The 23,658-nt window shown below is 64.2% G+C and carries 19 protein-coding genes and 4 tRNA genes; 22 read left to right on the plus strand and 1 reads right to left on the minus strand.

Going from position 1 to position 23,658, the window contains the following annotated elements; translation table 11 throughout:
- Nucleotides 1-95: 95 nt before the first annotated feature.
- Nucleotides 96-1,433, minus strand: a complete 1,338-nt coding sequence (locus tag CKO40_RS01165; RefSeq protein ID WP_200343960.1) for a UDP-glucose dehydrogenase family protein — start codon at nucleotides 1,431-1,433, stop codon at nucleotides 96-98.
- Nucleotides 1,434-1,686: 253 nt separating this feature from the next.
- Between CKO40_RS01165 and CKO40_RS01170 the strand changes: the two genes are divergently transcribed.
- From CKO40_RS01170 to rplB, 22 genes are all read left to right on the plus strand, one after another.
- Nucleotides 1,687-1,771: transfer RNA gene (locus CKO40_RS01170), tRNA-Tyr, on the plus strand.
- 158 nt (nucleotides 1,772-1,929) lie between these two features.
- Nucleotides 1,930-2,003, plus strand: a tRNA-Gly gene (locus CKO40_RS01175).
- A 68-nt stretch (nucleotides 2,004-2,071) separates the two neighbouring features.
- A tRNA-Thr gene (locus tag CKO40_RS01180) sits at nucleotides 2,072-2,147 on the plus strand.
- A gap of 96 nt (nucleotides 2,148-2,243) precedes the next feature.
- Complete coding sequence (gene tuf, locus CKO40_RS01185; RefSeq protein WP_200343962.1) at nucleotides 2,244-3,434, plus strand: elongation factor Tu; 1,191 nt, start codon at nucleotides 2,244-2,246, stop codon at nucleotides 3,432-3,434.
- A 111-nt stretch (nucleotides 3,435-3,545) separates the two neighbouring features.
- Nucleotides 3,546-3,621, plus strand: a tRNA-Trp gene (locus tag CKO40_RS01190).
- Between the two features lie 31 nt (nucleotides 3,622-3,652).
- Nucleotides 3,653-4,030 carry a preprotein translocase subunit SecE gene (gene secE / locus CKO40_RS01195; RefSeq protein ID WP_200343964.1) on the plus strand — a complete coding sequence of 126 codons (378 nt, stop codon included), beginning with the start codon at nucleotides 3,653-3,655 and terminating at the stop codon, nucleotides 4,028-4,030.
- A gap of 4 nt (nucleotides 4,031-4,034) precedes the next feature.
- Nucleotides 4,035-4,568, plus strand: coding sequence for a transcription termination/antitermination protein NusG (gene nusG / locus CKO40_RS01200; protein WP_200343966.1), 534 nt, complete (start codon nucleotides 4,035-4,037; stop codon nucleotides 4,566-4,568).
- 134 nt (nucleotides 4,569-4,702) lie between these two features.
- Nucleotides 4,703-5,137 carry a 50S ribosomal protein L11 gene (rplK, locus tag CKO40_RS01205; RefSeq protein WP_200343968.1) on the plus strand — a complete coding sequence of 145 codons (435 nt, stop codon included), beginning with the start codon at nucleotides 4,703-4,705 and terminating at the stop codon, nucleotides 5,135-5,137.
- On the plus strand, nucleotides 5,137-5,832 hold the full coding sequence (gene rplA, locus CKO40_RS01210; RefSeq protein WP_200343970.1) for a 50S ribosomal protein L1: 696 nt from the start codon (nucleotides 5,137-5,139) through the stop codon (nucleotides 5,830-5,832). Before rplK ends, rplA begins: the two co-directional genes overlap by 1 nt.
- Before the next feature lie 285 nt (nucleotides 5,833-6,117).
- Nucleotides 6,118-6,645 carry a 50S ribosomal protein L10 gene (gene rplJ / locus CKO40_RS01215; RefSeq protein ID WP_200343972.1) on the plus strand — a complete coding sequence of 176 codons (528 nt, stop codon included), beginning with the start codon at nucleotides 6,118-6,120 and terminating at the stop codon, nucleotides 6,643-6,645.
- Between the two features lie 78 nt (nucleotides 6,646-6,723).
- Entirely contained in the window at nucleotides 6,724-7,104 is a 381-nt protein-coding gene (gene rplL, locus CKO40_RS01220) for a 50S ribosomal protein L7/L12 (protein ID WP_200343974.1), read from the plus strand.
- A gap of 293 nt (nucleotides 7,105-7,397) precedes the next feature.
- Entirely contained in the window at nucleotides 7,398-11,549 is a 4,152-nt protein-coding gene (gene rpoB, locus CKO40_RS01225) for a DNA-directed RNA polymerase subunit beta (RefSeq protein ID WP_200343976.1), read from the plus strand.
- 109 nt (nucleotides 11,550-11,658) lie between these two features.
- Entirely contained in the window at nucleotides 11,659-15,882 is a 4,224-nt protein-coding gene (rpoC, locus tag CKO40_RS01230) for a DNA-directed RNA polymerase subunit beta' (protein ID WP_200343978.1), read from the plus strand.
- Between the two features lie 653 nt (nucleotides 15,883-16,535).
- Nucleotides 16,536-16,910, plus strand: a complete 375-nt coding sequence (rpsL, locus tag CKO40_RS01235; protein ID WP_200343980.1) for a 30S ribosomal protein S12 — start codon at nucleotides 16,536-16,538, stop codon at nucleotides 16,908-16,910.
- A 72-nt stretch (nucleotides 16,911-16,982) separates the two neighbouring features.
- Nucleotides 16,983-17,453 (plus strand): 30S ribosomal protein S7, encoded by a 471-nt coding sequence (gene rpsG, locus CKO40_RS01240; RefSeq protein WP_200343982.1) that lies wholly within the window; start codon nucleotides 16,983-16,985, stop codon nucleotides 17,451-17,453.
- 54 nt (nucleotides 17,454-17,507) lie between these two features.
- On the plus strand, nucleotides 17,508-19,604 hold the full coding sequence (fusA, locus tag CKO40_RS01245; RefSeq protein ID WP_200343984.1) for an elongation factor G: 2,097 nt from the start codon (nucleotides 17,508-17,510) through the stop codon (nucleotides 19,602-19,604).
- Between the two features lie 60 nt (nucleotides 19,605-19,664).
- Complete coding sequence (tuf, locus tag CKO40_RS01250; protein WP_200343986.1) at nucleotides 19,665-20,855, plus strand: elongation factor Tu; 1,191 nt, start codon at nucleotides 19,665-19,667, stop codon at nucleotides 20,853-20,855.
- A 5-nt stretch (nucleotides 20,856-20,860) separates the two neighbouring features.
- The gene (gene rpsJ / locus CKO40_RS01255; RefSeq protein WP_200343988.1) at nucleotides 20,861-21,172 is read left to right on the plus strand and encodes a 30S ribosomal protein S10; all 312 of its coding nucleotides are present in this window, start codon (nucleotides 20,861-20,863) and stop codon (nucleotides 21,170-21,172) included.
- A gap of 10 nt (nucleotides 21,173-21,182) precedes the next feature.
- Complete coding sequence (rplC, locus tag CKO40_RS01260) at nucleotides 21,183-21,836, plus strand: 50S ribosomal protein L3 (RefSeq protein ID WP_200343990.1); 654 nt, start codon at nucleotides 21,183-21,185, stop codon at nucleotides 21,834-21,836.
- 2 nt (nucleotides 21,837-21,838) lie between these two features.
- Nucleotides 21,839-22,447: a 50S ribosomal protein L4 gene (rplD, locus tag CKO40_RS01265; RefSeq protein ID WP_200343992.1), complete on the plus strand. Its 609-nt coding sequence runs from the start codon at nucleotides 21,839-21,841 to the stop codon at nucleotides 22,445-22,447.
- Nucleotides 22,448-22,455: 8 nt separating this feature from the next.
- Nucleotides 22,456-22,752 carry a 50S ribosomal protein L23 gene (rplW, locus tag CKO40_RS01270; RefSeq protein WP_200344350.1) on the plus strand — a complete coding sequence of 99 codons (297 nt, stop codon included), beginning with the start codon at nucleotides 22,456-22,458 and terminating at the stop codon, nucleotides 22,750-22,752.
- A gap of 66 nt (nucleotides 22,753-22,818) precedes the next feature.
- A complete protein-coding gene (gene rplB, locus CKO40_RS01275; protein ID WP_200343994.1) occupies nucleotides 22,819-23,646 on the plus strand; it encodes a 50S ribosomal protein L2 in 828 nt (275 codons plus the stop codon).
- Nucleotides 23,647-23,658 lie beyond the last annotated feature (12 nt).

Consider the following 23,658-nt stretch of genomic DNA (forward strand, 5'->3'; position numbering starts at 1 on the left):
GGTTGGGGTGTGCTGGGGGGTTGGGTTGTGCTGGCCGTAATCTGTTGCCAAGCGGGCTGCGCGAGCTGGCGCAGCCCGTCGGTCGTCGCGGTCGCCTAGTCAGCCCGCGCGGGCTCGCGGCCGATCGAGACGTAGGTCAGGCCGGCGGCGTTGACCTGGCTGGGGTCGAAGAGGTTGCGGCCGTCGAAGATGACCGGTGAGCTCAACTGGCCCTTGATCTCGGCAAAGTCGGGGCTGCGGAACTCGCTCCATTCGGTACAGATGACGAGGGCATCTGCTCCTTCGATTGCCTGCATGCGATTGCTGACGAGCGTGAGGTCGGAGCGCTCGCCGTAGATCCGCCTTGCTTCGTCGGCCGCGACTGGGTCGAAGGCGCGCACCTTCGCCCCCGCGGCCCAGAGCTGTTCCATCAGCCGGCGGCTCGACGCCTCTCGCATGTCGTCGGTGTTCGGCTTGAAGGCCAAGCCCCAGAGCGCGATGGTCTTCCCGCTGAGCTCGCCGTTGAAGTAGCGGTGCATCTTGCTGAAGAGCAGATCCTTCTGGCGGTCGTTGACGGCCTCGACCGCATGGAGCAGCTGCGGCTCGTAACCGATCGCGGTCGCGGTGTGCTCGAGGGCGCGCACGTCCTTGGGGAAGCAGGAGCCGCCGTAACCGCAACCCGGATAGATGAACTGATAGCCGATGCGCGGATCGGAGCCGATACCGACACGCACCATCTCGATGTCGGCGCCAACCGCCTCGGCGATGTTCGATAGCTCGTTCATGAAGCTGATCTTGGTCGCGAGCATGGCGTTGGCGGCGTACTTCGTCAGCTCTGCCGAGCGCACTCCCATGACCATCACGCGGTCGTGATTGCGGTTGAACGGGGCATACAGCGCGCGCAGGAGTTCTCCGGTGCGCGGATTCTCGGTGCCGACGATGATCCGGTCCGGGCGCATGAAGTCCTCGATCGCCGCGCCCTCCTTGAGGAACTCGGGGTTGGAGACCACGTCGAAGTCGACCTGGGTGCCGCGTTCCTGCTGCGCGGCTCGGACGGTTTCGGCAACCCGGTCCGCAGTGCCGACCGGAACGGTCGATTTGTCGACGATGATTCGGTAGCCGGACATACGCTCGCCGATCGACTTGGCGACCGCGAGCACATGACGCAGGTCGGCCGAGCCGTCCTCGTCCGGTGGTGTGCCGACGGCAATGAATTGGAAGAGCCCATGAGCGACGCCTTCGTCGGGGTCGGTCGAGAAGCTGAGCCGACCGGCCTCACGGTTCTTCGCGATCATGTCCTCGAGGCCGGGCTCGAAGATCGGCACGCCGCCGCGGTTGAGTAAGGCGATCTTGTCTGCGTCGACATCGACGCAGAGCACCTGATTGCCGACCTCGGCGAGGCAGGCGCCGGTTACTAGGCCGACGTAGCCGCTTCCAAAGATCGTGACGTCCATTCGGGTTCCTCGTGCGCTTGGATAGAGTTGGTTTAAGATTGCTGCGCCGGTGCAGACCTGTGCGCAGATCGACCGTAGTTTACCCTTGCACGGACCAGGGGTGGGCTTGCCTGTGCAGGCTTGGCCGCTTCGGTCCAGCCTCGGTCCAGCCTTGAGCTAGTGGGGGTGGCGAGCGGATGCGCATCGACCCGAACCGGCTTCGAGGGTTGACGTGCTCAGGATTGGGGGGTATTCTGCCGCGCTCGGCTGATTTGGAGGGGTTCCCGAGCGGTCAAAGGGATCAGACTGTAAATCTGACGGCTCAGCCTTCGGAGGTTCGAATCCTCCCCCCTCCACCATCTTGCGCCGTAACTCGCATGACTCGGGGCGGCAGACAGGGTCTAATCGGAAGCCGGTTTGGCAGGCTCTGGCCAGAACAGGACCAGAACAGGAAAGGCGACGCGCTGGTCGGGCACGGTTGCGGCAGGTGCATCGCGTCCTATCGCTCAGGGCGATCGCGGGTGTAGTTCAATGGTAGAACCTCAGCCTTCCAAGCTGATGGTGTGGGTTCGATTCCCATCACCCGCTCCATGTTCGGCGGTTGCTCAGCCGCGGTTGTTGCGGCGTCGGATTAACGAAAGACTGATTCCAGATTTTTGGCCCATGTAGCTCAGTTGGTAGAGCACACCCTTGGTAAGGGTGAGGTCACCGGTTCAACTCCGGTCATGGGCTCCAATCCCGCTCGGCGGGTCCGGCGGGCAGCTCTCCAGACCCGTCATCATCGGTGAATTTGGCAACAAGACGGCATCCAAGCGCGCGGAGATAGGGTCAGTGTCCAAAGAAAAGTTCGATCGAAAGAAGGCGCACGTCAACGTTGGCACGATTGGTCACGTTGACCACGGCAAGACCACGCTGACGGCGGCGATCACGGTCCACCAGGCGAAGAAGTACGGTGGCGAATCGCGCGCCTACGACCAGATCGACAACGCGCCCGAGGAGAAGGAGCGCGGCATCACGATTGCGACCGCGCACGTTGAGTATGAGAGCGAGACGCGCCACTACGCGCACGTCGACTGCCCGGGGCACGCCGACTACGTGAAGAACATGATCACCGGCGCGGCGCAGATGGACGGTGCGATTCTGGTCGTCTCCGCGGCTGACGGCCCGATGCCCCAGACCCGCGAGCACATCCTGCTCTCGCGCCAGGTCGGTGTACCCTTCATCGTCGTCTACCTCAACAAGGCCGATATGGTCGACGACGCCGAGCTCTTGGAGCTGGTCGAGATGGAGGTGCGCGAGCTCCTCGACAGCTACGAATTCCCCGGCGACGACACCCCCATCGTCACCGGCTCGGCGCTCAAGGCGCTCGAAGGCGACGACAGCGAGATCGGCGGGCAATCGATCGACAAGCTCATCGAAGCCCTCGACAGCTACATCCCGGCACCCGAGCGGGCCGTGGACGGCGCCTTCCTGATGCCGATCGAAGACGTCTTCTCGATCTCCGGTCGCGGCACCGTGGTCACCGGCCGGGTCGAGCGCGGCGTCATCAAGGTCGGCGAAGAGGTCGAGATCGTCGGCATCAAGGACACCACCAAGACCACCTGCACCGGTGTCGAGATGTTCCGCAAGCTGCTCGACCAAGGGCAGGCCGGCGACAACATCGGCGCACTCTTGCGCGGCACCAAGCGCGACGACGTCGAGCGTGGGCAAGTGCTGGCCAAGCCCGGCTCGATCACCCCGCACACCCACTTCGAGGCCGAGGTCTACGTGCTCAGCAAGGAAGAAGGCGGTCGCCACACCCCCTTCTTCAACGGCTACCGGCCACAGTTCTACTTCCGCACCACCGATGTCACCGGTGCCTGCGAGCTGCCCGAGGGCATCGAGATGGTCATGCCCGGCGACAACGTCAAGATGACCGTCAAGCTCATCGCGCCGATCGCGATGGAAGAGGGGCTGCGCTTTGCGGTGCGCGAAGGCGGCCGCACCGTCGGCGCCGGCGTCGTCGCAAAGATCATTGAATAACCTCGCCAATGCAGGGTAAGGTTTCAGGTCCGAGGAGCCGGTTATCCAGTCGGCGATCGTCTTCGGCCTGATCTTCCACAAGGATGTGTTCGACGGGAATCGATCTTTTCTAGGCCAGTAGCTCAATTGGCAGAGCAGCGGTCTCCAAAACCGCAGGTTGGGGGTTCGAGTCCCTCCTGGCCTGCCAAACATGCACCGTCAGGGTGCCCGATACGCATATGAATGCACGAGCCGAGGCCGCTTCGTCCGGTCTGGATACGGCCAAGCTCGCCGTCGCTATTCTCCTGTTGGTTGGCGGCATCTGGGCCTTCTATTTCTTTGCTGGTTACTCGGTGCTGCTGCGCACCCTCGGGCTGCTCGTCATCGCGGGCGGTGCGGCGGCGCTTGCGTTGACCTCGGCTCAAGGGCGCAAGCTCTGGCGTTTCGCGCTCGATTCGCGCATGGAGGTGCGGAAGGTCGTGTGGCCGACCCGCCAGGAGACGATCCAGACCACACTGATCGTCATCGTGATGGTGCTGATCCTGGGTCTGATCCTCTGGCTATTCGACACCATCCTGCGCACGATCTTCAACCTGCTCGTCGGGCATGGCGGCTGATCCTATGGCCAAACGTTGGTACGTGATTCATGCCTTCTCGGGGTTCGAGGGCCATGTTGCCAAATCGCTGCGCGAGCGGGCGGCCCGCGCCGGGATGGAGGATGCCTTCGGCGAGATCCTGGTTCCCACCGAGGAGGTGGTCGAGATCCGCAATGGACAGCAGCGCAAGAGTGAGCGCAAGTTCTTCCCGGGCTATGTCTTCGTCAACATGGAGATGACCGACGAGACCTGGCACCTGGTCAAGGATGTGCCGCGGGTGATGGGCTTTATCGGCGGTAAGGGCGATCGTCCTGCGCCGATCCCGGATGCCCAGGCGGATGCGATCCGCCAGCGGATGCAGGACGGCGTCGAGAAGCCGCGCCCAAAGGTGCTCTACGAACCAGGCGAGGTCGTTCGCGTCACCGACGGGCCGTTCACCGACTTCAATGGTGTGGTTGAAGAGGTCGATTACGACAAGAGCCGGGTCAAGGTCTCGGTGTCGATCTTCGGCCGCTCGACGCCGGTCGATCTCGAATTCAGCCAGGTCGAGAAGGGTTGAGCTGAACGAACGTTCTTGCCGTCTGGCGACCTCCGGGATCGCCAGGCGGCCCCGTCCACGGTCGCCGATAGCGCGGCCTCTCATCGGGGAGCTGGTCGATCGATCAGCGTCTGCACCCATAGGAGCGTCATACGATGGCGAAGAAAGTTACCGCCTATATCAAGTTACAGGTCAAGGCCGGCGAGGCCAATCCGAGCCCTCCGGTCGGTCCGGCGCTGGGTCAGCACGGCGTCAACATCATGGAGTTCTGTAAGGCCTTCAACGCGAAGACCCAGGAGCTCGAAAAGGGGCTGCCGACGCCGGTCGTGATCACGGTCTACTCGGACCGCAGCTTCACCTTCATCACTAAGACCCCGCCAGCGTCGATTCTGCTGAAGAAGGCGGCAGGCATCAACAAGGGTAGCAGCACCCCGAATACTGCCTCGGTGGGGACCGTCACGCGCGAGCAGATCGAAGAGATCGCGAATACCAAGATGCCGGATCTGAATGCGGCTGACCTGGAAGGCGCTGTGCGGACCATCGCCGGCAGTGCAAGGGCAATGGGTCTCAAGGTGGAGGGTCTGGCGTAATGGCGAAGCAAACCAAGCGCACAGCAGCGATTCGCGAGCGCGTCGAGCGTGGGCGGGCCTACGGCGCCGAGGAGGCATTCGAGCTGCTCAAGTCTTTGTCGACGGTCAAGTTCGTCGAGAACATCGATGTCTCGGTGAATCTGGGTGTCGATCCACGCAAATCGGATCAGGTCGTCCGCGGTTCCACGGTGCTGCCGCACGGGATCGGAAAGCAGGTCCGGGTTGCGGTCTTCACGCAGGCCGCGAATGCCGAGGCGGCCACCGAGGCCGGCGCCGACCGGGTCGGCATGGAAGACCTGGCCGAGGAGATGAAGGGCGGCAACCTGGACTATGACGTCGTGATCGCCTCACCGGATGCGATGCGGGTTGTCGGTCAGCTCGGAAAGCTGCTCGGCCCGCGCGGTCTGATGCCGAACCCGAAGGTTGGCACCGTCACGCCCAATGTCGCTGAGGCGGTCCAGAACGCGAAAGCGGGGCAGGTCCGTTACCGGACCGACAAGGCGGGGATCATTCACTGCCCACTCGGCAAGCTGGACTTCGATGCGGTCAAGCTGCGCGAGAATCTCGAGGCGCTGCTCGCGAATCTGCAGAAGGCGAAGCCAAGCGCCGCCAAGGGCGTCTACATGAAGAAGGTCACGGTCTCGTCGACGATGGGGCCAGGGCTGACAGTCGATCACAGCGCACTGGCGTTCTGATCGCTTCGATTCAGTGCTGTCGGCCCGCATGCAGCAGCGGGCCGGCGGTCCGATGATCTTTGGGGCAGCGGCCGATGCGCCGCAGTCCGTCAAAGACCGCAGGTGTCGCGCCGCACGGCTGGAGCCCTGTGGCGCGGCTTAATCGATGCCTGCGCAGATGGTGTCCCGAGCCGCGAATGCTGGCGACGGTACACATAAGCCGATCGGTCTGCCGTTATGGAAGGTGGCACTGATCTTCTGGGTAGACGCTGAGTCTTACCCGAACTCGATCAGGAGGTGACGTCTGTGGCACTGACCTTTGCCCAGAAAGAACGTATCGTCGCCGAGGTCGCTGAGGTCGCTCAGACCGCACACTCGGCGGTCGGCGCCGATTACCGGGGGCTGTCCGTCGATGAGCTGACCAAGCTGCGTGTCGAGGCACGCAAGGCCGGCGTTTATGTACGGGTGGTCAAGAACACGCTGGCCAAGCGCGCGCTGGCCGGTACCGACTTCGAGTGCATGGATGAGGCGCTGACCGGGCCGCTCATCCTCGCCTTCGGTCAGTCGGACCCCGGCTCCGCCGGTCGTATCGCCGAGAGCTTTGCGAAGGACCATAAACAGTTCCAGGTTCGGATGATCGCCGTCGGCGGTCAGCTTCTGGATGGGTCCGAGCTCAGCAAGCTGGCGAAGATGCCGACCTACGACGAGGCGGTCAGTCAGCTGATGTCGGTCATGCAGGCACCGGTACAGAAGCTGGCGACGACGCTCAACGAGGTGCCAAGCAAGCTTGCGCGTACCCTCAGCGCAGTCCGCGACGCGAAAGAGGCCGCTTGATGCCCAAATGGCCTACCCCTAGGCCATCGCGCCCGCTGTCAATTATTGCAACGAATCGATTCAATCGGAGATTAGCCCGTGGCTGTTTCTAAAGACGAGATCCTGGAAGCCATCGCCAATATGACCGTGATGGAGGTCGTCGACCTCATCAGCGCGATGGAAGAGAAGTTTGGCGTGACCGCGGCCGCCGCCGTCGCTGCCGCTCCCGCTGCCGGCGGTGCCGCCGAGGCCGAGCCGGCCGAGGAGCAAACGGAGTTCGACGTGGTGTTGACCTCGTTCGGCTCGAACAAGGTTGCGGTGATCAAGGCCGTTCGTGGTCTGACTGGCCTCGGTCTGAAGGAGGCAAAGGATGCGGTCGAGGGTGCTCCGACCGCCCTCAAGGAAGGCGTCTCGAAGGAAGACGCCGAGGCGGCCAAGAAGGAGCTCGAAGAGGCAGGTGCGTCGGTCGAGATCAAATAACGCCATCCTTGCGTCCTGCTCGACAAGCTGGGATCGAACAAGGCTGGCGGCTTCAGGCCGCCGGCCTTTTGCCGTTTCCGGCGATCAGTAACGGTGCGCATGCTGCAAGGACTGCGGCATCCACTCGCGGCTTCGGGTTTAACGGCTCGGCGCCGCTCGGCTGATCGGCACAGGCGGTAGCGAAACCCCGGCCCGCATCGGACGATGCAGCCGAGGGTGTCCGCCGGATCAGCCGCCGCTCGCACGGCGGATATTTGTAGGTTACTCAAAGACCCATTACGAGGGAAGGCAGCATGCCCTATTCGTTTACCGAAAAGAAGCGCATCCGCAAGAACTTCGGCAAGCGCCCGACGATCATGGAGGTGCCGTTCCTGCTGGCGACCCAGATCGATTCCTATCGTGATTTCCTGCAGCTCGACAAGGGGCCGAAGGAGCGCGACGAGGTTGGTCTGCACGCGGCGTTTCGGACCGTGCTGCCCATCGAGAGCTATTCCGGCAACGCGGTGCTGGAGTACGTCAGTTATCGCCTCGGCGAGCCGGCCTTCGACGTCCGTGAGTGCCACCTGCGGGGCGCGACCTACGCGGCGCCGCTGCGCGTGCTGCTGCGCCTGGTGATCTATGACAAGGATGCGCCGGCCGGCTCCAAGGTCGTCAAGGACGTCCGCGAGCAGGAGGTCTATATGGGCGACCTGCCGCTGATGACCGAGACCGGGACCTTCATCATCAACGGCACCGAGCGCGTCATCGTCTCCCAGCTGCACCGCTCGCCCGGCGTCTTCTTCGATCACGATAAGGGTAAGACCCATTCCTCAGGCAAGCTGCTGTTCTCGGCGCGGGTGATCCCCTACCGCGGCTCCTGGCTCGATTTCGAGTTCGACCCGAAGGACAACGTCTATGTCCGGATCGACCGCCGTCGCAAGCTGCCGGCGACGGTCCTTCTACGCGCGCTCGGCTATAGCGTCGACGACATCCTGGCGCTGTTCTTCGAGACCGACACCTTCCATCTCGGTGAGCCGCTCGAGCTGGACCTGGTTCCGGAGCGCCTGCGCGGCGAGACCGTCAACTTCGAGGTCAAGATTGGCGACGAGGTCCTGGTCGAGGCCGGTCGCCGCGTCACGGCGAAGCACATCCGTGCGCTGCAGAAGGCCGGCGTTGAGCGCCTCGCGGTGCCGGACGAGTTCCTGATCGGCCGGACCCTCGCGCGCTCGCAGATCGACACCGAGACCGGCGAGGTGATCGCCGACGGCAACGCCGAGATCACCGAGGAGCTCCTCGCGACCCTGCGCGAGAAGGGCATCGAGCGCATCGAGACCCTGTTCGTCAACGATCTCGACCACGGCCCCTATCTGTCCGAGACGCTGCGAATCGATCAGACCACCAATGATCTCGAGGCCCAGGTCGAGATCTATCGGATGATGCGCCCCGGCGAGCCGCCGACCAAGGAGGCCGCGCAGAACCTGTTCCACAACCTGTTCTTCGCGCCCGAGCGCTATGATCTCTCGGCGGTTGGACGGATGAAGTTCAACCGCCGCCTGCTGCGCGACGAGACCGAAGGCCCGGGCATCCTCTACGACGGGCGTTATTTCTCGCAACGCACCGATGCCTTCGCGACCAAGCTGGTCGAGGAGCAGGGCGAGCGCTCCGACATCGTCGATGCGCTCAAGGTGCTGGTCGAGCTGCGCAACGGCCGCGGTACGGTCGACGACATCGATCACCTCGGTAACCGCCGCATCCGCTGCGTCGGCGAGATGGCCGAGAACCAGTTCCGGGTCGGCCTGGTGCGGGTCGAGCGCGCGGTCAAGGAGCGCCTGTCGCTGGCCGAGTCCGAGGGCCTGATGCCGCAGGAGCTGATCAATGCGAAGCCGGTCTCGGCCGCGATCAAGGAGTTCTTCGGCTCCTCGCAGCTGTCGCAGTTCATGGACCAGAACAACCCGCTCTCGGAGGTCACCCACAAGCGGCGGGTCTCGGCGCTCGGGCCGGGCGGTCTGGCGCGCGAGCGCGCCGGCTTCGAGGTGCGCGACGTGCATCCAACCCACTATGGTCGGGTCTGCCCGATCGAGACGCCGGAAGGGCCGAATATCGGGCTGATCAACTCGCTCGCGGTCTATGCGCGCACCAACCAGTACGGCTTCCTCGAGACGCCCTATCGGCGGGTCGAGAACGGCCGCGCGACCGACGAGATCGTCCATCTCTCGGCGATCGAGGAGGGCGGCTACGTGATCGCCCAGGCCAACGCGACGTTGGACGATGACGGCAATCTGACCGATGCGCTGGTCTCCTGCCGCCATATGAACGAGTTCACGATGAAGACGCCGGACGAGGTCCAGTTCATGGACGTCTCGCCGCGGCAGATCGTCTCGGTCGCCGCCTCGCTGGTGCCCTTCCTCGAGCACGACGACGCCAACCGCGCGCTGATGGGCTCGAACATGCAGCGCCAGGCGGTGCCGACCCTGCGCGCCGAGAAGCCGCTGGTCGGTACCGGCATGGAGCGGGTCGTCGCCAAGGATTCGGGCGTCGTGGTCTGGGCGCGGCGCGGCGGCGTGATCGAGGCGGTCGATGCCGCGCGCATCGTGGTGCGGGTCAACGATGACGAGACCGAGGCCGGTGAGGCTGGTGTCGATATCTACACCTTGACCAAGTACACCCGCTCGAACCAGAACACCTGTATCAATCAGCGCCCGCTGGTCACTCCGGGTGACATCGTGGTGCGCAATGACGTCCTCGCCGACGGCCCCTCGACCGACATGGGCGAGCTGGCGCTCGGGCAGAACCTGCGCGTCGCCTTCATGCCCTGGAACGGCTACAACTTCGAGGACTCGATCCTGATCTCGGAGCGCCTGGTGCAGCAGGACCGTTTCACCAGCATCCATATCGAGGAACTGACCTGCCTCGCGCGCGACACCAAGCTCGGCCCGGAGGAGATCACCAGCGATATCCCGAACGTCGGCGAGGCCGCGCTCGGCAAGCTCGATGAGTCCGGCATCGTCTACATCGGCGCCGAGGTGCGCGACGGCGATATCCTGGTCGGCAAGGTCACCCCCAAGGGCGAGACCCAGCTGACGCCCGAGGAGAAGCTGCTGCGCGCGATCTTCGGCGAGAAGGCCTCCGACGTGAAGGACACCTCGCTGCGGCTGCCGTCGGGAATGGCCGGCACCGTCGTCGATGTGCAGGTCTTCACCCGCGACGGCGTCGAGAAGGACAAGCGCGCGACCCAGATCGAGGAGCTGGAGCTCGAGCGGGTGCGCAAGGACCTCGCCGACCAGTTGCGGATCATGGAGCAGGATACCTTCCAGCGCGTCGAGAAGATGCTTCTCGGCAAGATCGCCGACGGTGGTCCGGGCGGGCTCAAGGCCGGTGCCAAGATCACCAAGAGCTATCTCAACGAGCTGACCGACAAGCAGGGTCAGGACAAATGGCTCGAGATCCGGCTGCGCAGCGAGGAGGCCGCCGCGCAGCTCGAGGCGGTCGCTGCTCAGATCAAGGAGCAGCGCGAGCTGTTCCGGGAGCGCTTCGAGGTCAAGAAGCGCAAGATCACCCAGGGCGACGAGCTGCCGCCCGGTGTGCTGAAGATGGTCAAGACCTATGTCGCGGTCAAGCGGCGCATCCAGCCCGGCGACAAGATGGCCGGCCGCCACGGGAACAAAGGGGTCATCTCGCGCGTTGTGCCGATCGAGGATATGCCGTTCAGCGCCGATGGTGAGCCGGTCGATATCGTGCTGAACCCGCTCGGCGTGCCCTCGCGGATGAACGTCGGTCAGGTGCTCGAGACCCATCTCGGTTGGGCCGCGAAAGGCCTCGGCGAGCGCATCGACGCGATGCTCCGAGCCCAGGCTGACGTCGAAGAGGTACGCGCCTTCCTGAGCGAGGTCTACAACACCAGCGGTAAGCGCGAGGACCTGGACAGTCTCACCAATGACGAGGTGCTCGAGCTGGCCTCGAACCTGCGCGGAGGTGTGCCGTTGGCGACCCCGGTCTTCGACGGCGCCAGTGAGGACGAGATCCGGCACATGCTGGGGCTGGCCAGGCTGTCGCAGACCGGCCAGACCACGCTCTACGACGGGCGCACCGGCGAGCCGTTCGAGCGCCCGGTCACGGTCGGCTACATGTACATGCTGAAGCTCAATCATCTGGTCGACGACAAGATGCACGCCCGCTCGACCGGCCCCTACAGCCTCGTGACCCAGCAGCCGCTCGGCGGCAAGGCGCAGTTCGGCGGTCAGCGCTTCGGCGAGATGGAGGTCTGGGCCCTCGAGGCCTATGGTGCGGCCCACACCCTGCAGGAGATGCTGACGGTGAAATCGGACGACGTCTCGGGTCGGACCAAGATGTACAAGAATATCGTCGACGGCGACCATCGCATGGAGGCCGGCATGCCCGAATCTTTCAACGTATTGGTCAAGGAGATCCGTTCGCTCGGTATCAACATCGAGCTCGAGCAGGATTGAATGAAGTGAGAAGTGGGAAGTGAGAAGTGTGAAGTGCAGACTTCACGCTTCTCGTCCTCTTCTCTTTCACACTTCAAACTTCACACTTCAAACTTCACCTAACGTCGCCATGAAAGATCTCCTCAGAATCATTAAGCAACAGGGTCAGGCCCTGGAGTTCGATGCCATCCGCATTGGCCTCGCGTCGCCGGAGATGATCCGCTCCTGGTCCTACGGCGAGGTCAAGAAGCCGGAGACCATCAACTATCGGACCTTCAAGCCGGAGCGCGACGGGCTGTTCTGCGCCAAGGTGTTCGGGCCGGTCAGCGACTACGAGTGCTTGTGCGGCAAGTACAAGCGTCTCAAGCACCGCGGCGTCGTCTGCGAGAAGTGCGGCGTCGAGGTCACGCTGGCCAAGGTCCGGCGCGAGCGCATGGGCCATATCGATCTCGCCAGCCCGGTCGCGCACATCTGGTTCCTGAAGTCGCTGCCGTCACGGATCGGGCTGTTGCTCGATATGACGCTGCGCGACATCGAGCGGGTGCTCTACTTCGAATCGTTCGTCGTCATTGATCCGGCGATGACCGATCTCGAGCGAGGGCAGCTGTTGACCGATGACCAGTACCTCGAGGCGCTCGAGACCCATGGCGATGAGTTCGACGCGCGTATGGGCGCCGAGGCCGTGTTCGAGCTGCTGCGCAGCCTCGACCTCGATGCCGAGGTGCGCAAGATGCGCGAGGACATGGAAGCGACCAACTCCGAGACCAAGCTCAAGAAGCTGACCAAGCGCCTCAAGCTGGTCGAGTCCTTGCAGATCTCGGGCAACCGGCCCGAGTGGATGATCATGACGGTGCTGCCGGTCTTGCCGCCGGAGCTGCGCCCGCTGGTGCCGCTCGATGGCGGCCGCTTTGCGACCTCGGACCTAAACGACCTCTACCGCCGGGTGATCAATCGCAACAACCGCCTCAAGCGGCTGCTCGATCTGATCGCGCCGGACATCATCGTGCGCAACGAGAAGCGCATGCTGCAGGAGTCGGTCGACGCGCTGCTCGACAACGGCCGTCGCGGCCGTGCGATCACCGGCACCAATAAGCGCCCGCTCAAGTCGCTCGCGGACATGATCAAGGGCAAGCAGGGGCGCTTCCGGCAGAACCTGCTCGGCAAGCGCGTCGATTACTCGGGCCGTTCGGTCATCGTGGTCGGCCCGACGCTGAAGCTGCACCAGTGCGGGCTGCCGAAGCTGATGGCGCTCGAGCTGTTCAAGCCATTCATCTTTAGCAAGCTGCAGCTGCGCGGGCTGGCGCCGACGATCAAGGCGGCGAAGAAGATGGTCGAGCGCGGGACCCCGGAGGTCTGGGACATCCTCGAGGAGGTGATCCGCGAGCACCCGGTGATGCTCAACCGGGCGCCGACCCTGCACCGCCTCGGCATCCAGGGCTTCGAGCCGGTGCTGATCGAGGGCAAGGCGATCCAGCTGCATCCGCTGGTCTGCACTGCGTTCAACGCCGACTTCGACGGCGATCAGATGGCGGTGCACGTGCCGCTGTCGCTCGAGGCGCAGCTCGAGGCGCGCGCCTTGATGATGTCGTCGAACAACATCCTGTCGCCGGCCAATGGCGAGCCGATCATCGTGCCCTCGCAGGACGTCGTGCTCGGGCTCTATTACATGACCCGTGAGCGGGTCAACGCGAAGGGTGAAGGGCTCGCGCTCTCTGGCATCGACGAGGCGCGGCGCGCCTACGAGACCGGGAAGGCGGCGCTGCAGGCACGAGTCAAGGTCATGATTCGGGAGGTCATCCGCGAGGAGGACGGCCGTGTCGAGGAACGCTGGGGCATCAAGGAGACCACCGTTGGACGTGCGCTGGTCTGGGAGATCGTCCCGGACGGGCTGCCGTTCGAGCTGGTCGACCGGCCGCTTGGTAAGAAGCAGATCTCGAGCCTGATCAATACCTGCTACCGGGTGCTGGGGCTGAAGGACACCGTGGTCTTCGCCGACCAGATCATGTATCTCGGCTTTCGGATGGCCACCCATGCCGGCGTCTCGATCGGTCTCGAGGACATGGAGGTGCCAGACGAGAAGGCGCGGATCATCACCGCCGCCGAGGATGAGGTCAAGGAGATCGAGGACCAGTACACTCAGGGCCTGGTCACGAACGGCGAGCGCTACAACAAGGTCGTCGATATCTGGTCTCGGACCAACGACCAGGTCGCCAAGTCGATGATGCGCAAGCTCGGCAAGGACCAGTTGACCGACCGTGACGGCAACGCCGTCGAGCAGGATTCGTTCAACTCGATCTACATGATGGCCGACTCCGGCGCGCGTGGCTCGGCAGCCCAGATCCGCCAGCTCGCCGGAATGCGCGGGCTGATGGCCAAGCCTGACGGCTCGATTATCGAGACCCCGATCACCGCGAACTTCCGCGAGGGGTTGAACGTCATCCAGTACTTCATCTCGACCCACGGCGCACGCAAGGGCCTGGCCGACACCGCGCTGAAGACCGCGAACTCCGGTTATCTGACCCGGCGCCTGGTCGACGTCGCCCAGGACATGGTCGTGCTCGAAGAGGACTGCGGTACCGAGGAAGGGCTGCGGATGACCCCGATCATCGAGGGCGGCGATGTCGTCGAGCCGCTGCGCGAGCGCATCCTCGGGCGGGTCGCTGCCCATGATGTCTACCGCCCTGGCACCGACGAGATCGTCTGCGAGGCTGGCACATTGCTCGACGAGGGTTGGGTCAAGCAGCTCGAGCAGGAGGGCATCGACCAGGTGCGCGTGCGCTCGCCGATCACCTGCGAGTCGCGTCTCGGGGTCTGCGCCCAGTGCTACGGGCGTGATCTCGCTCGCGGTCACCGGGTCAACATGGGTGAGGCGGTCGGCGTCATCGCGGCGCAGTCGATCGGCGAGCCGGGGACCCAGCTGACGATGCGCACCTTCCATATCGGCGGTGCCGCCTCGCGGGCGGCCGCGGTCAGCAATGTGCAGGTCAAGGGCTCCGGCACCATCAAGCTGCACAACATCAAGACCGTGCAGCACCACAGTGGCAACCTGGTCGCGGTCTCGCGCTCCGGCGAGCTCGCGGTGGCCGATGAGAAGGGGCTCGAGAAGGAGCGCTATAAGATCCCGTACGGCGCCACCGTTGCGGTCAACGACGGGGATCAGGTCGAGGCCGGCGCGGTCGTCGCGAGCTGGGACCCGCATACCCATCCGGTCGTGACCGAGGTCGCCGGTACGCTGCGCTTCGAGGACCTGATCGACGGTGTCACGGTGCAGAGCAAGACCGACGAGGTGACCGGGCTCGCGTCGCTCGAGGTCATGGACCCGAAGCAGCGCCCGGCCGGCGGCAAGGACCTGCGCCCGATGGTGAAGCTGCTCGACAGCGATGGCGAAGAGCTCAATATCGCTGGAACCGACCTGCCGGCGCGCTACTATCTGCCCTCGGGCGCGATCGTGACCGTCTCGGACGGTGCCGATGTCGGCGTTGGCGATATCCTGGCCCGTATCCCGCAGGAGTCATCGAAGACGCGCGACATCACTGGTGGTCTGCCGCGGGTCGCCGATCTGTTCGAGGCGCGCAAGCCGAAGGACCCGGCGCTGCTCGCACAGGCGACCGGCACCGTTAGTTTCGGCAAGGAGACCAAAGGCAAACAACGCCTCGTGATCACCACCGATGACGGTGAGGCGATCGAGGAGCTGATACCGAAATGGCGTCATGTGAGCGTCTTCGAGGGCGAGCGTGTCGAAAAGGGGGAGGTCATCTCCGAGGGTGAGCTCAGCTCGCACGATATTCTCCGGCTCAAGGGCGTCACCGCATTGGCCGAGTATCTGGTCAAGGAGATCCAGGACGTCTACCGGCTGCAGGGCGTACGGATCAACGACAAGCACATCGAGGTGATCGTCCGCCAGATGCTACGCAAGGTCGAGGTCACCAATCCCGGCGATACCAATCTGCTGCGCGGTGAGCAGGTCGATCATGCGACGGTGCTGGCCGAGAATGAGCGGGTGGCGGCCGAGGACAAGCACCCGGCCCTGTACGAGCCGCTGCTGCTCGGCATCACGAAGGCGTCGCTGGCCACCGAATCGTTCATCTCGGCGGCCTCCTTCCAGGAGACGACGCGCGTGCTGACCGAGGCGGCGGTGCGAGGCTCGGTCGACGGTCTCAACGGTCTCAAGGAGAATGTCATCGTTGGTCGGTTGATCCCGGCCGGCACCGGCCTTGCTCATCACAACGAGCGGCGCCGGCGCCGCCAAGCAGAGGGCGGGGGCGATGCGGCGGAGCGGATGGAACTGGCCAACGAGGAGCTGACCGCCGCACTGAAACAGGCACTGAATACCTCAGAGTCCGAGGCCGACTAAGGACGTCGGTCGTAGGCCGCGATGCAGACTGCGCATGCCGGGCTGCGGCCTAGTGCTGCGGCTTTTATTGTTCCGCCGGGACTAATCCAAACGGAGGAGCCGCCTATTTCCAGTATCTGGCGGCTTCTTGGTGTCCGGATCACAGCAGTCGGGACAATACCTCGCTTGGCCGTCTCTGTGGTCTAAACCGCTCTGGCCGAGGCGCGTCCTGGACGGCCGTCGGCATGATCCGGCGGCCGCCCGGCGGTCATCGATCAGCAATAACCCGTTGACAGGCGGGCGGCTGCTAAATATACTTCTCGTCTTAGCTCGCCGGCACTGAGTTGCCGGCTTGCTGTTTGAGTGGCATGGTCGCCGCGGCACGCCCTTCTCGTCGACTCATCCGCCGTTAATCTGCGTCCTCACTCCGTCTGGGCGAGGCCACCCTGCGGTATTACCCCGCAGTTGATGTTGCAGATCGGCAGCGGCACGTCTCAGGTATCGCGCCTTCCCGTCATGAGATGCGGGGTGCTCGGGCCGCGATCGAGGGTGGCCATCGACGTTCCGCAGCGGCGTCCTCAAACCGAATCCCAGATCGCGCATCGCCAGGTCAAGGCGGGTTGCCCGATCCTGTATGTGCACAGTAGTCGCAACTCAAGCCGTCGGAGTCAGTCATGGCGACAGTCAACCAATTGGTGCGTAACCCACGCAAGCGGCGTGTGGCGAAGAGCACGGTGCCCGCGCTCGAGGCCTGCCCTCAGAAGCGGGGCGTGTGTACGCGGGTGTATACCACAACGCCGAAGAAGCCAAACTCGGCGCTGCGCAAGGTCGCGCGTGTGCGACTCACCAATGGCTTTGAGGTTGCCTCCTATATCGGTGGTGAAGGGCACAATCTTCAAGAGCACTCCGTTGTGCTGATCCGTGGCGGCCGTGTCAAGGACCTGCCCGGGGTGCGCTATCACACCGTGCGCGGCACCTTGGATGCGTCCGGCGTCGAAAAGCGGCGTCAGGGTCGGTCCAAGTATGGCGCTAAGCGCCCGAAGAGCTGATTCGTTCGTTGTCCCCGCGCCGCGCTGGTCGAGCGCGATCCCTCGTATAAGGTAGTCGGAGCCTGAAGAGCAATGCCGAGAAGACGCATCGTTGGTCGCCGCCAGATCCTGCCGGACCCTAAGCACGGCAGTGAGCTGCTGACCAAGTTCATCAATATGCTGATGGAAGACGGCAAGAAGGCCGTCGCCGAGCGCATCATCTACGGCGCGCTCGACCGGGTGGTCGAGAAGAAGGGTGCCGAGCCGATCGAGCTGCTCGATCAGGCGATGGAGAACGTCCGCCCAGTGGTCGAGGTCAAGTCCCGGCGTGTCGGCGGTGCGACCTATCAGGTTCCGGTCGAGGTGCGGCCGTCACGGCGCAATACCTTGGCGATGCGCTGGCTGATTGACGCCTCGCGCAAGCGCTCCGAGAAGTCGATGGCATTGCGGCTCGCTGGCGAGCTGATGGACGCCGCCGAGGCCCGCGGCACTGCGGTCAAGAAGAAGGAAGACACCCATCGCATGGCGGAGGCCAACAAGGCCTTCTCGCATTACCGCTGGTAGCGCGAACGCGCACGCAGCTCCTGGCTTTCATCTCAGGCAATAGGCAACGCAGTCGTGGCACGTAGCACACCAATCGATCGGTACCGAAACCTCGGCATCATGGCCCACATCGATGCCGGTAAGACGACGACGACTGAGCGCATCCTGTTCTACACCGGTCTGTCGCACAAGATCGGTGAGGTGCACGATGGTGCCGCTGTCATGGACTGGATGCAGCAGGAGCAGGAGCGCGGCATCACCATCACCTCGGCGGCGACGACCTGTTTCTGGTCCGGTATGGATCAGCAGTTCCCGGAGCATCGGATCAATATCATCGATACGCCCGGGCACGTCGACTTCACGATCGAGGTCGAGCGCTCGCTGCGCGTGCTCGATGGTGCCTGTACGGTCTTCTGCGCGGTCGGCGGTGTCGAGCCGCAGTCCGAGACGGTCTGGCGCCAGGCCGACAAGTATGGCGTTCCGCGCATCGCGTTCGTCAATAAGATGGACCGGATGGGTGCGAACTTCTTGCGCGTCGTCGGTCAGGTCAAGGATCGGCTCGGTGCGGATGCGGTCCCGTTGCAGCTGCCGATTGGGGCCGAGGATGACTTCGCCGGCGTCGTCGATCTGATCCGGATGAAGGCCATCTACTGGAACGAGGCCGACAAGGGGTTGACCTACGACGCGCGCGACGTCCCGGCCGAGATGGGCGATCAGTGCGCCGAGTGGCGTGAGAAGCTCGTCGAGGCCGCCGCCGAGGCGACCGAAGAGATGATGGAGAAGTATCTCGAGAACGGTGAGCTGAGCGAGGAGGAACTCCGCGCCGGCATCCGCAAGCGCACGATCGCCAACGAGATCGTGCCGATGCTGTGCGGCTCGGCGTTCAAGAACAAGGGCGTGCAGGCGATGCTGGATGCGGTCATCCACTTCCTGCCGTCACCGCCGGAGGTGCCGGCGATCACCGGTGTGCTCGACGATGCCGCTGAGACCGTTGAAGAGCGTCCGTCGAACGACGACGCGCCGTTCGCGGCCTTGGCGTTCAAGATTGCGACCGATCCCTATGTCGGCACCCTGACCTTCTTTCGCGTCTATTCGGGGGTGCTCAGCGCCGGCGACAGCGTGCTGAACCCGGTCAAGGGCAAGAAGGAGCGGGTCGGGCGCATCCTGCAGATGCACTCGAACGACCGCAAGGAGATCAAGGAGGTGCGCGCCGGCGATATCGCCGCCGCGGTCGGGCTCAAGGACGTCACCACCGGTGATACCCTATGCGCGCTGGACAAACCGATCACCCTTGAGCGGATGGAGTTCCCCGAGCCGGTCATCGCGGTGGCGGTCGAGCCCAAGACAAAGAGCGACCAGGAGAAGATGGGTGTGGCACTGCAGAAACTGGCGCAAGAGGACCCGTCGTTCCGGGTGCGCTCGGATGAGGAGTCCGGCCAGACCATCATCTCGGGGATGGGCGAGCTCCATCTCGAGATCATCGTCGATCGGCTCAAGCGCGAGTTCAAGGTCGAGGCCAATGTCGGCGCGCCGCAAGTCAGCTATCGCGAGACGATCCGCGCGAGCGTCGAGCAGGAGACCAAGTTCGCGCGGCAGTCTGGTGGCCGCGGTCAGTATGGTCACGTCTATGTGCGGTTCGAGCCGCAAGAGGCGGGTGCGGGCTACGAGTTCGTCAACGAGATCGTCGGCGGCGTGGTGCCCAAGGAGTACATTCCGTCCGTGGACAAGGGGATTCAGGAGGCGATGGCGAATGGCGTGATCGCCGGTTTTCCAGTCGTCGACATCAAGGCGACCCTCTACGACGGCTCCTACCACGAGGTCGACTCGAGTGAGATGGCGTTCAAGATCGCCGGCTCGATGGCCTTCAAAGAGGGCGCGGGCAAGGCCAAGCCGGTGCTGCTCGAGCCGATCATGAAGGTCGAGGTGGTGACGCCCGAAGAGAACATGGGCGATGTGATGGGTGATCTGAACAGCCGCCGGGGCATGATCCAAGGTATGGAGGATACGCCGTCCGGCAAGATCATCCGCGCCGAGGTGCCACTGGCGTCCATGTTCGGCTACGCCACCGACCTGCGCTCGGCGACCCAGGGGCGGGCCAGCTACAGCATGGAGTTTGCCAAGTACAACGAGGTCCCGGCGAGCATCGCCGAGACCGTCGCCAAGAAACAGTAGCAGCGACACCCGTTGTCGATGCTTGTCACGATTGCAGTGGATCTCTGAGGGGATACGGGCATGTCCAAAGAAAAGTTCGATCGAAAGAAGGCGCACGTCAACGTTGGCACGATTGGTCACGTTGACCACGGCAAGACCACGCTGACGGCGGCGATCACGGTCCACCAGGCGAAGAAGTACGGTGGCGAATCGCGCGCCTACGACCAGATCGACAACGCGCCCGAGGAGAAGGAGCGCGGCATCACGATTGCGACCGCGCACGTTGAATACGAGAGCGAGACGCGCCACTACGCGCACGTCGACTGCCCGGGGCACGCCGACTACGTGAAGAACATGATCACCGGCGCGGCGCAGATGGACGGTGCGATTCTGGTCGTCTCCGCGGCTGACGGCCCGATGCCCCAGACCCGCGAGCACATCCTGCTCTCGCGCCAGGTCGGTGTGCCCTACATCGTCGTCTACCTCAACAAGGCCGACATGGTCGACGACGCCGAGCTCTTGGAGCTGGTCGAGATGGAGGTGCGCGAGCTCCTCGACAGCTACGAATTCCCCGGCGACGACACCCCCATCGTCACCGGCTCGGCGCTCAAGGCGCTCGAAGGCGACGACAGCGAGATCGGCGGGCAATCGATCGACAAGCTCATCGAAGCCCTCGACAGCTACATTCCGGCACCCGAGCGGGCCGTGGACGGCGCCTTCCTGATGCCGATCGAAGACGTCTTCTCGATCTCCGGTCGCGGCACCGTGGTCACCGGCCGGGTCGAGCGCGGCGTCATCAAGGTCGGCGAAGAGGTCGAGATCGTCGGCATCAAGGACACCACCAAGACCACCTGCACCGGTGTCGAGATGTTCCGCAAGCTGCTCGACCAAGGGCAGGCCGGCGACAACATCGGCGCACTCTTGCGCGGCACCAAGCGCGACGACGTCGAGCGTGGGCAAGTGCTCGCCAAGCCCGGCTCGATCACCCCGCACACCCACTTCGAGGCCGAGGTTTACGTGCTGAGCAAGGAAGAAGGCGGGCGTCACACCCCGTTCTTCAACGGCTACCGGCCGCAGTTCTACTTCCGCACCACCGATGTCACCGGTGCCTGCGAGCTGCCCGAGGGCATCGAGATGGTCATGCCCGGCGACAACGTCAAGATGACCGTCAAGCTCATCGCGCCGATCGCGATGGAAGAGGGGCTGCGCTTTGCGGTGCGCGAAGGCGGCCGCACCGTCGGCGCCGGCGTCGTCGCAAAGATCATCGAGTGATGTCCATGGCAAGCCAACGCATCCGAATCCGACTCAAGGCGTTCGATCATCGCCTGATCGACCAGTCTGCACGCGAGATCGTCGATACCGCGAAGCGCACCGGCGCCCAGGTGCGCGGTCCGGTACCGCTGCCGTCGCGGCACGAGCGCTACACCGTGCTGATCTCGCCGCATGTCAACAAGGATGCCCGCGATCAGTATGAGCTCCGCACCCATAAGCGGCTGATGGACATCGTCGACCCGACCGATAAGACGGTCGACGCCCTGATGAAGCTCGACCTGGCCGCCGGCGTCGACGTACAGATCAAACTGAGCTGAGGTTAAGACGATGGCCATTGGTGTGATCGGCCGTAAAGCCGGTATGACGCGCATTTTTGGCGAAGACGGCCAGTCCATTCCGGTCACCGTCATCGAGGTGCAGCCAAATCGCGTCACGCAGACGAAGACTGCCGAGGGCGACGGCTATCGCGCGGTCCAGGTGACCACCGGGCGTCGGCGTAAGTCGCGGGTCACTCAGCCGATGAGCGGCCACTTCGCGAAGGCCGGTGTCGAACCGGGCGAGGTGCTGCGTGAGTTCCGGCTCGACGAGGGCGAGGGCGATGATCTGGCCGCAGGCGGTGAGCTGAATGTCTCGCTGTTCGAGGCCGGGCAGAAGGTCGATGTGCGCGGCGTGACCAAGGGGCGCGGCTTCACCGGCACGATTCGTCGGCACCATTTTCGCGGTCAGGACAATTCGCACGGCAACTCGTTGTCGCACCGGGCGCCGGGCTCGATTGGGCAGTGCCAGACGCCCGGGCGGGTGCTCAAGGGCAAGAAGATGGCCGGGCAGATGGGCAACGTCAACCGTTGCCAGCAGAACCTCGAGGTCGTACGCGTCGACGCTGATCGCAACCTGTTGCTGATCCGTGGCGGTGTGCCCGGGCCAGCCGGCGGTCGTCTGGTTCTGGTGCCCTCGGTAAAACAGAAGAATCGAAAGGGTTAATCATGGAGCTGGCTATTCGCAACAGCGACGCATCCTCGGTGCAGGTCGCCGATGCTGTGTTCGGTGTCGACTATAAGCCGGGTCTCGTGCATCAGGTCGTGACCGCCTATACGGCGGGGGCGCGTGCGGGCACCAAGGCGCAGAAGAACCGCTCGGCCGTCAGCGGTGGCGGGAGTAAGCCCTATCGGCAGAAGGGGACCGGCCGCGCGCGTGCCGGCACCAGTCGCAGTCCGCTCTGGCGCACCGGCGGCGTGACCTTCGCGGCACAGCCACGCAGTTATGACCAAAAGGTCAATCGCAAGATGTATCGGGGTGCGCTGCGCTCGATCCTGTCCGAGCTGGTCCGCGACGAGCGGCTGATCCTGGTGCCGGAGCTCTCGGTCGCCGAGGCCAAGACCAAGGCCGTCCGGGCCAAGCTCGCCGAACTCGGGATTGAGCGCGCGCTGATCCTGGTCGACGAGATCGATGACCGGCTCGCCTTGGGCGCCCGCAATCTGCCTGGGGTTTGGCTCGACACCGCAAACGGTGTCGACCCGGTGAGTCTCGTCGCCGCCGAGCAGGTGATCGTCACTGAAGCGGCGCTGCGGCGCCTGGAGGAGCGGCTGTCATGAATGCTGGCATCAATCAAGAGCGCCTGATGAAGGTGCTGCGCGGGCCGATCATCTCGGAGAAGGCCGCATTGGCGGCCGATTTGTCCGGCCAATATGCATTCAAGGTCGATCCGAGCGCGACCAAACGCGAGATCGGTCAGGCCGTCGAACTGCTGTTCGAGGTCAAGGTGGAGGCGGTCCAGGTCCTCAATGTCAAGGGCAAGGCGAAGCGGTTCGGCGCGCGGCTTGGCCGCCGGCCCGACTGGCGCAAGGCCTACGTGCGCCTGGCGCCTGGCAATGACATCGATTTTGGTGGCGGCGCCTGAGGCGTCCTGCTGCCTCCGCTGGTGACGACACCTATTGAAGCCCAGCAACGATACGGATAACAGACAATGGCTATCGTGAAAACCAATGCGACATCGCCGGGTCGGCGGTTCGTCGTCAAGATCACCGATGCGGGGCTTCACCGTGGCGCGCCGCACCAGGCTCTGATCTCGAAGAAGTCCAAGACCGGCGGCCGCAACAATCAAGGCCGGATCTCGGTGCGGCATCGCGGCGGTGGCCACAAGCAGCGCTACCGGGTCATCGACTTCAAGCGCCGCAAGCGCGACGTGCCGGCGATGGTCGAGCGGCTCGAGTATGACCCGAACCGCAGTGCGAACATCGCGCTGCTCAAATACGCCGATGGCGAGCGCGCCTACATCGTCGCACCCAAGGGCCTGAAGACTGGTGCGTCGGTGCTGGCCTCGGATACGGCCCCAATCACCGCCGGCAACTGTCTACCGCTGCGCAATATCCCGGTCGGCACCGAGGTGCATTGCATCGAGATGCGGCCCGGTAAGGGCGCACAGCTAGCCCGGGCGGCTGGCAGCTCGGTGCAGCTGGTCGCGCGCGAGGGTGATCAGGCCACCCTGAGGCTGCGCTCTGGCGAGATGCGCAAGGTGCATGCGGACTGTCGAGCGACCATCGGCGTCGTCGGCAACGGCGAGCATAGCCTGCGCAAACTCGGAAAGGCCGGTGCTTCGCGTTGGCGCGGCGTGCGCCCGACGGTGCGCGGTGTGGTGATGAACCCAGTCGATCACCCGCACGGCGGTGGTGAAGGGCGGACCTCGGGCGGCCGCCATCCGGTCAGCCCCTGGGGGGTGCCGACGAAGGGCCATAAGACCAGAAACAACAAGCGTACGGACGGCATGATCGTACGTCGTCGGCGGCGCAAGTAAGCAAACGCGAGG

The organism is Halochromatium glycolicum, from assembly GCF_016584085.1.
Taxonomy (GTDB): Bacteria; Pseudomonadota; Gammaproteobacteria; order Chromatiales; family Chromatiaceae; genus Lamprobacter; species Lamprobacter glycolicus.

Coding starts and splice junctions, on each gene's coding strand:
- rplB (WP_200343994.1), top strand. CDS start 22,819: ATGGCTATCGTGAAAACCAATGCGACATCGCCGGGTCGGCGGTTCGTC.
- tuf (WP_200343986.1), top strand. CDS start 19,665: ATGTCCAAAGAAAAGTTCGATCGAAAGAAGGCGCACGTCAACGTTGGC.
- rplA (WP_200343970.1), top strand. CDS start 5,137: ATGGCGAAGCAAACCAAGCGCACAGCAGCGATTCGCGAGCGCGTCGAG.
- rpsL (WP_200343980.1), top strand. CDS start 16,536: ATGGCGACAGTCAACCAATTGGTGCGTAACCCACGCAAGCGGCGTGTG.
- rpsG (WP_200343982.1), top strand. CDS start 16,983: ATGCCGAGAAGACGCATCGTTGGTCGCCGCCAGATCCTGCCGGACCCT.
- nusG (WP_200343966.1), top strand. CDS start 4,035: ATGGCCAAACGTTGGTACGTGATTCATGCCTTCTCGGGGTTCGAGGGC.
- rpoB (WP_200343976.1), top strand. CDS start 7,398: ATGCCCTATTCGTTTACCGAAAAGAAGCGCATCCGCAAGAACTTCGGC.
- CKO40_RS01165 (WP_200343960.1), bottom strand. CDS start 1,433: ATGGACGTCACGATCTTTGGAAGCGGCTACGTCGGCCTAGTAACCGGC.
- rplD (WP_200343992.1), top strand. CDS start 21,839: ATGGAGCTGGCTATTCGCAACAGCGACGCATCCTCGGTGCAGGTCGCC.
- rplC (WP_200343990.1), top strand. CDS start 21,183: ATGGCCATTGGTGTGATCGGCCGTAAAGCCGGTATGACGCGCATTTTT.
- secE (WP_200343964.1), top strand. CDS start 3,653: ATGAATGCACGAGCCGAGGCCGCTTCGTCCGGTCTGGATACGGCCAAG.
- rpoC (WP_200343978.1), top strand. CDS start 11,659: ATGAAAGATCTCCTCAGAATCATTAAGCAACAGGGTCAGGCCCTGGAG.
- rpsJ (WP_200343988.1), top strand. CDS start 20,861: ATGGCAAGCCAACGCATCCGAATCCGACTCAAGGCGTTCGATCATCGC.
- rplK (WP_200343968.1), top strand. CDS start 4,703: ATGGCGAAGAAAGTTACCGCCTATATCAAGTTACAGGTCAAGGCCGGC.